Raw genomic sequence first — 6056 nt, 5'->3', positions numbered from 1 at the left:
GGTCACCATCGGGTCGATCGTCGCGGCAATGCCGCCCAGCGCGTTCATCACCCAGCCTGGCCAGGCATGGCCGTTTGCCGAGCGCAGCGCCGGGCGCGCGACATAGAAACGCGCCGTCGGCGCATGCCAGCTCATGTCGGTGTAGTCGTCCGAGGTCGAGTTCACCTGCGAGGGCGGCAAGTCGCGGCGCAGGATCGCCTCGGCCTCCTGCGGCATGATCAGCCGCTCCAGTTCGTCGATGAACGGGTGTTCTGCCGCCGTACCGCCGGCATTGACCTGGATTTCGCGGGCGATTTTCTTCGCCTTCTCGTCCCAGCGCGGCGGCCCAACGGTCGAGAGCGCTTCATAGGCGAGCCCAGCCATGGCGTGATTGGCGAGGCCGGGCCGCGACTTCGACACCCAATGGCGCTCGTAGCGGCAGCCGCTGATCGCCGCGGCCGCGGCCGCATTGCGGTCGAGCACGTCGGTGACCTGCTCGGCCATGGCAATGGTCGGCACACGGATCATATACTGGATCTCGGCCAGCCCTGCCGGCAGATTGTCGGCGGTCGCCTGGCCTGCGGTCAGGATCGCCTCGCTGATCGACCAGCCGCCCTGGTGCGGCAGCATGGAATCGCGCAGCGTCTTGGAGGCCATGTACATCGTCATCAGCGCGTCGTTGGCGCCCGGCGCCCTGACCGCCGAATGCGCCTGCGGGATCGGCGCGCCATCGCTTGCGCGAACCCACTTTTCGGGTTCGTCGCAGACAAAGCGGTAGATCATCGCGTAGGCGGCGCCGCAATGCGTGTCCCAGCGCGCCGTGTTGCAGAGCGGCAGCATGTAGAAAGGATGGAAGGAGATCATGCCGGCGAGGCCGTCATAATAGCCCCTGGCGGCGTGGATCGGCTTCGAGCCCCTTACCTTCTCCGCCGGCTCGCCGGTGAAGCGCAGCGTGCCCTGTACGCCGTGGCGCTGCATGGCCGCCTTGGTGGCGAGCAGGCCGCCGAGGCTGGCGATGCCCAGCCCCGAATGCGGATCGGTATGGCCACCGGCCTCGAAGCCGAGGCCGGGGCGCGGCCGCTTCACCGTGGCGGCATCCTGGCAGTTGCCGGGCACGGCGTCATATTCGGCATACATGCCGACGGTCGGGCCGACGCCATTGGTCCAGTGGGCGCAAAACGCGGTTGGCATGCCGCCCGAGCCTTCCTCGACGGAAAAGCCCTCGCGCTTCAACCGTTCGACATACCAGGCGGCCGACCGGTACTCGCGCCAGGCGGTCTCGCCGAAGTCGAAGATGGTCCGCGTCCATGCCGACAGCGACGGCTGGATGTCGTCGAGGCAGGCAAGTGCCGTCGCTTGCGCCGATGTCGTGGCCGGTTGCTCCATGGCCAGAAGAAAGCAGTGAAGCGGCCTTTCAAAAAGTGATATGTTTTCCCGGCTCGTGCAAATTCGGTTCACCTGAGGTCCCTTGCGCATACCATCCACACAAGCCCTGCGTGCCCTCGACAGCTTCGCCCGTCATGGCAGCGTCTGGCGCGCCGCCGACGAACTGCACCTCACTCGCAGCGCCGTCTCGCACCAGCTTCGCCTGCTCGAACGCGACCTCGGCTTCGACCTGCTGGAGCGCATCGGCAAGGGCGTCGCGCTCACCCCGCGCGGCCAGCGCTATGCCAGCGACGTGCGCAAGGCGCTGACCGTTCTCGGCGACGCGGTGGGGCGCAATGCCGGCACCGGCGTCGGCGGCTCGTTCGCCGTCTCCTGCACGCCGGGCTTCGCCTCGCTGTTCCTCTGCACCCATATCGGCGAGTTCCGGCAGATGTATCCCGATGTCGCCCTGCACATCCTGACGCCGAGGCGCCTCGACGACGTCAGCAATCCAGACGCCGATGCCTTCATCGCCTTCGGCGTCGGCAACTGGCCGAACCGCGCGGCCGAGCTTTTGTGCGAGATCTCGTTCACGCCGCTCTGCAGCCCGACGCTGCTCAACAAGGTGGGTGGCTTTTCCAAGCCCGCCGACGTGCTGCGCGCCAATCTCCTGCATCTCGGCGACACCGAGGACTGGGCACGCTGGCTGGCGCTTTCCAAGGTGGAGAATCCGGCCACCGAGGGCGGCATCTTCTTTTCCGACATGAACCTCGTCTTCTCGGCGGCGATCGCCGGCCAGGGCATCGCCATGGGTGACGAATTGACCAGCCGCAAGGCGCTGAACGAGGGCCGGCTGGTGCGCCCATTCGACATCGCGATCAAATCGCCGCGGTCATACTTCCTGGTGTCGGAGCATGCCAAGGCCAACCATCCGGTGCTGCAGGCGTTCGGCGGATGGCTGCGATCGAAGCTGTCGGAGAACAGGGTCGGGCCGTATTGAGAGCGCGCCATCCATTCCACCCAAACCCACCACCCGTGAATCAAATTTGCCGATCAGGCGAAAACTATTCGGTTGCGGTGAGCCGTCGCCCTGCCCTACGATTTCATCCAGCCACCAAGGAAGAGGCAGGAATGCAGCAACCCGGCCGGGCCGCAGAAATCAAGGCGAACGGGATCGGCAAGAGCTTCGGCTCGTTCCGGGCGCTGGACAATCTGACGCTCGATATCGGCCGCGGCGAGTTCCTGACCCTGCTCGGGCCGTCGGGCTCCGGCAAGACGACCTTCCTGATGATCCTCGCCGGCTTCGTGCAGCCGAGCGAGGGGCAGTTGTTCAGCGACGGCATCGACATCACCGACCGTCCGGCCGAGCAGCGCGCCGCCGGCATGGTGTTCCAGGGCTATGCGCTGTTCCCGCACATGAGCGTCGAACAGAACATCGCCTTCCCGCTCAAGGTGCGCAAGAAATCCGCCTCCGAGGTCAAGCGCCGCGTCGCCGAGATGGTCGAGCGCGTCGGGCTGAAGGGCCATGAGAAGAAATTGCCGGCGCAGCTTTCCGGTGGCCAGCAGCAGCGCGTGGCGCTTGCCCGCGCGCTGGTGTTCGAGCCGGGCGTGCTTCTGCTCGACGAGCCGTTCTCGGCGCTGGACAAGAGCCTGCGCGGCCAGATGCAGGCCGAGATGAAGCGGCTGCACCAGGAGACCGGCACCACCTTCGTCTTCGTCACCCACGACCAGAGCGAGGCGCTGGCGCTGTCGTCGCGCGTCGCCATCTTCAACCACGGCAAATTGCTGCAGGTCGGCCGGCCGGACGAGGTCTACGACCGGCCGGCCAACCGCTTCGTCGCCGAGTTCCTGGGCGAGATCAACATGCTGCCGGTGAAGGGCGTGACGCCTGCTGATAACGGCGCTGTCGGCCTGTGCGAAGACCGCGCTGTCAGCATGCGCTGCAAGGCCGAGGCGGTCAAAGGCGACGCCATCCTGGCGATCCGCCCCGAACACATGTCGATCGCGCGCGAGGCGGCTGTCGGCGAGAACGGCATCGCGGCGACCGCGATCGCGTCCACCTATTTGGGCGCTGCGACCAGGCTGGATCTCACGACGCGGCAAGGCTCGCGGGTAACGGTTTCGGTGCCGAACGAGGTAGCGGCCGCGGCACTGAGCAAGGGCAATTCCGTCTGGCTGACCTGGCCGGCCGAAAAAGGTTTCCTTCTTCCGGATGGAGGGCAGTGAGCACCGCTACGGCCTGAACTCGCCGCACCGGTTTTTTGGAATATCAATGAGAACAAGGGGAACTGACATGACCAATACCAAGAAACACACAATCGACTCCCTTGCCGACAGGGCAAGGCGCGGCGAGATCTCGCGCCGCCAGTTCGCGCAGATCGCCGGGCTCGTGCTGGCCGGCACGCCGCTGCTCATGCGCTCGACCGGCGCCTTCGCCGCGGCGAAGGAACTGGTGCTGGTGAACTGGGGCGGTGACGCCATCACCGCCTATGACGCCGCCTACGGCCAGGCCTTCACCAAGGATACCGGCATCACCGTCAAGATGGACGGCTCGGGCCCGACCGAAGGCGCGATCGCGGCGCAGTTCAAGAGCGGCGCCCCGACCTGGGACCTCGTCGACGTCGATCCGTTCTCGGCGATCACGCTGGGCGCGCAAGGCATGCTCGAGCCGATCGACTACACGGTCGTCGACAAGAAGAAGATGCGCGAGGGTTTCGGCTGGGAATACGCCGCCTCGACCTATTTCTTTTCCTATGTGATCGCATACGACTCGGAGAAATACGGCAGCAACGCGCCGACCGGCATGGCCGATTTCTTCGACGTGAAGAAATTCCCCGGCAAGCGCTCGCTCTACAAATGGGGCGTGTCGAGCTGGGAGGCCGCACTTCTCGCCGACGGCATCGCGCCGGCTTCGCTCTACCCGCTCGATCTAAAGCGGGCGCATGACAAGATCGCCGCCTTCAAGGAGAACGTTGTCGCCTATTGGGGCGGCGGCGCCGAGAGCCAGAGCGTGCTGCTCAACGGCGAAGCTTCGATGGCGATCGTGTGGTCGACGCGCGCCTCGCTGATCGAGCAGGACTCCGGCGGCAAGATCAAGTTCATCTGGGACCAAGGCCTGATCTCGCCCGGCGCGCTCGCGGTGCTCAAGAACAATCCCGGCGGCAAGGACGCTGCGATGAAGTTCATCGCCAGCGCGCAGGACCCGGAAAAGCAGCTGGTCATGTTCGACAAGCTCGGACAGGGCCCGGCCAATCCGGCCGCCGACGCGCTGATCCCCGCCGACAAGAAGCGCATCAACCCGGTCGACCCCGAGAACATGAAGAAGCAGATAGCGCTCGACATGGAGTGGTACGCCAAGAACTACGGCGCGGCGCTCGACGAATACACCAAGATCATCTCCGCCTGACCGGCGGAGACGATCATCCGACATGAGAGGCACCCTCTCCGACAGGACAGGCGCGGCGCTGTTGATGGCGCCGCTGCTCCTGTTCCTGGTCCTTGCGTATGCCTGGCCGTTCCTCGGCGTGGTGAAGTGGAGCTTCACCTTGCCGACGCCGGGGCTCGACCAATATAGCGCGCTCGCGACCGACCCGCTGGTGCAGTCGGTGTTCATCCGCACGTTGCGCATCGCGCTCATCGTCACGCTGGTGTCGGTCACCGCCGCCTATGCCATCACCGTGGTGTGGGTGCGCGGCAGCCCGGTGCAGCGCGTGATTGCCGAGTTCTGCATCCTGGTGCCGTTCTGGATCTCGGTGCTGACGCGCGCCTTCGGCTGGGTGGCGCTGCTCTCCAACCGCGGCCTGATCAACACCTGGCTGCAATCGATCGGCTTCATCTCCGAGCCGCTGGCGCTGGTGCGCAACGAATTCGGCGTCATCGTCGGCATGACGCACTTCCTCATCCCGTTCGCGGTGTTTCCGCTGGCGTCGGCCATGCGCAGCCTCGATGAGCGCGTGCTGCTCGCGGCGCGGGGGCTGGGTTCCAGCCGCATGCGCACCTTCTGGACGGTGTTCGTGCCGATGACGCGCTCCGGCATCATCGGCTCGGCGATGATCGTCTTCGTCTTCTCGCTGGGCTTCTTCGTCACGCCGGCAATCCTCGGCGGCGGGCGCAGCGTGATGATCGCCGAACTGATCTATCTCAGGATCTTCCAGAGCCCGGACTGGGGACTGGGCGCGGCGATCAGCGTCGTGCTGGTGATCTTCGTCGGCGCGCTGATGGCGCTGCTCTTCCGCTCCGTCAAACCGAAGCAATTGGTGTAGCGCGATGCCGACCTACCGCCCCGGCCCCATTTCGCTGATCCTCGCCGTGCTGGTGGCGCTGTTCCTGCTTCTGCCGCTGCTTGCCGTCATCCCGGTGTCGCTGACGCCGAGCCGGATGCTGGCGATGCCGTCGGGCGAGCTGTCGCTGCGCCACTACCGGGCGCTCTACGAGGATCCGCGCTGGATCGACGCCATCCTGCTGTCGATCCGGATCGGCGTGGTCAGCAGCGCCATCTCGACGGTGCTGGCGCTCTGCTTCGGTCTCGGCGTCTGGATGTTCCAGCCGCGCTTCAGCGCGGCCCTTGTCGGCTTTGTGCTGCTGCCGATGGTGGTGCCGCCGGTGGTCTCGGCGATCACGCTCTACTTCCTGCTCACCTCGATCTCGGGGATGAGCTCGTTCTTCGGCTACGACACCTGGCTCGGCGTCGCCATGGCGCACTCGGTGATGAC

5 protein-coding genes and 1 pseudogene are annotated in these 6056 nt (G+C 65.9%); 5 read left to right on the top strand and 1 reads right to left on the bottom strand.

Going from position 1 to position 6056, the window contains the following annotated elements; translation table 11 throughout:
• On the bottom strand, nt 1-1365 hold a 1365-nt coding region (locus EOA33_RS21030; RefSeq protein ID WP_127406472.1), incomplete at its 3' end, for an amidohydrolase.
• 82 nt (nt 1366-1447) lie between these two features.
• On the opposite strand from EOA33_RS21030, the gene EOA33_RS21025 reads away from it, so the two are divergent.
• The 5 genes and pseudogenes from EOA33_RS21025 to EOA33_RS21005 form a co-directional block, all read left to right on the top strand.
• Nucleotides 1448-2344: a LysR substrate-binding domain-containing protein gene (locus EOA33_RS21025; protein WP_127406471.1), complete on the top strand. Its 897-nt coding sequence runs from the start codon at nt 1448-1450 to the stop codon at nt 2342-2344.
• A 131-nt stretch (nt 2345-2475) separates the two neighbouring features.
• Nucleotides 2476-3570 (top strand): ABC transporter ATP-binding protein, encoded by a 1095-nt coding sequence (locus EOA33_RS21020; RefSeq protein WP_127406470.1) that lies wholly within the window; start codon nt 2476-2478, stop codon nt 3568-3570.
• Between the two features lie 67 nt (nt 3571-3637).
• On the top strand, nt 3638-4750 hold the full coding sequence (locus tag EOA33_RS21015) for an ABC transporter substrate-binding protein (RefSeq protein WP_127406469.1): 1113 nt from the start codon (nt 3638-3640) through the stop codon (nt 4748-4750).
• A 22-nt stretch (nt 4751-4772) separates the two neighbouring features.
• Nucleotides 4773-5606: an ABC transporter permease gene (locus EOA33_RS21010; protein ID WP_127406468.1), complete on the top strand. Its 834-nt coding sequence runs from the start codon at nt 4773-4775 to the stop codon at nt 5604-5606.
• A gap of 4 nt (nt 5607-5610) precedes the next feature.
• A pseudogene (locus tag EOA33_RS21005) lies at nt 5611-6056 on the top strand (ABC transporter permease); the annotation flags it as partial.

Origin of the sequence: Mesorhizobium sp. M4A.F.Ca.ET.050.02.1.1 (genome assembly GCF_003997725.1) — a bacterium.
GTDB lineage: Bacteria > Pseudomonadota > Alphaproteobacteria > Rhizobiales > Rhizobiaceae > Mesorhizobium.
The sequence above is the reverse complement of the archived record's forward strand: the minus strand, read 5'-3'. Positions and strand labels throughout refer to the sequence as shown.

Excerpts from the sequence above, each read along its gene's own strand:
- EOA33_RS21020 (WP_127406470.1), top strand. The coding sequence starts at position 2,476 with ATGCAGCAACCCGGCCGGGCCGCAGAAATCAAGGCGAACGGGATCGGC.
- EOA33_RS21015 (WP_127406469.1), top strand. The coding sequence starts at position 3,638 with ATGACCAATACCAAGAAACACACAATCGACTCCCTTGCCGACAGGGCA.
- EOA33_RS21010 (WP_127406468.1), top strand. The coding sequence starts at position 4,773 with ATGAGAGGCACCCTCTCCGACAGGACAGGCGCGGCGCTGTTGATGGCG.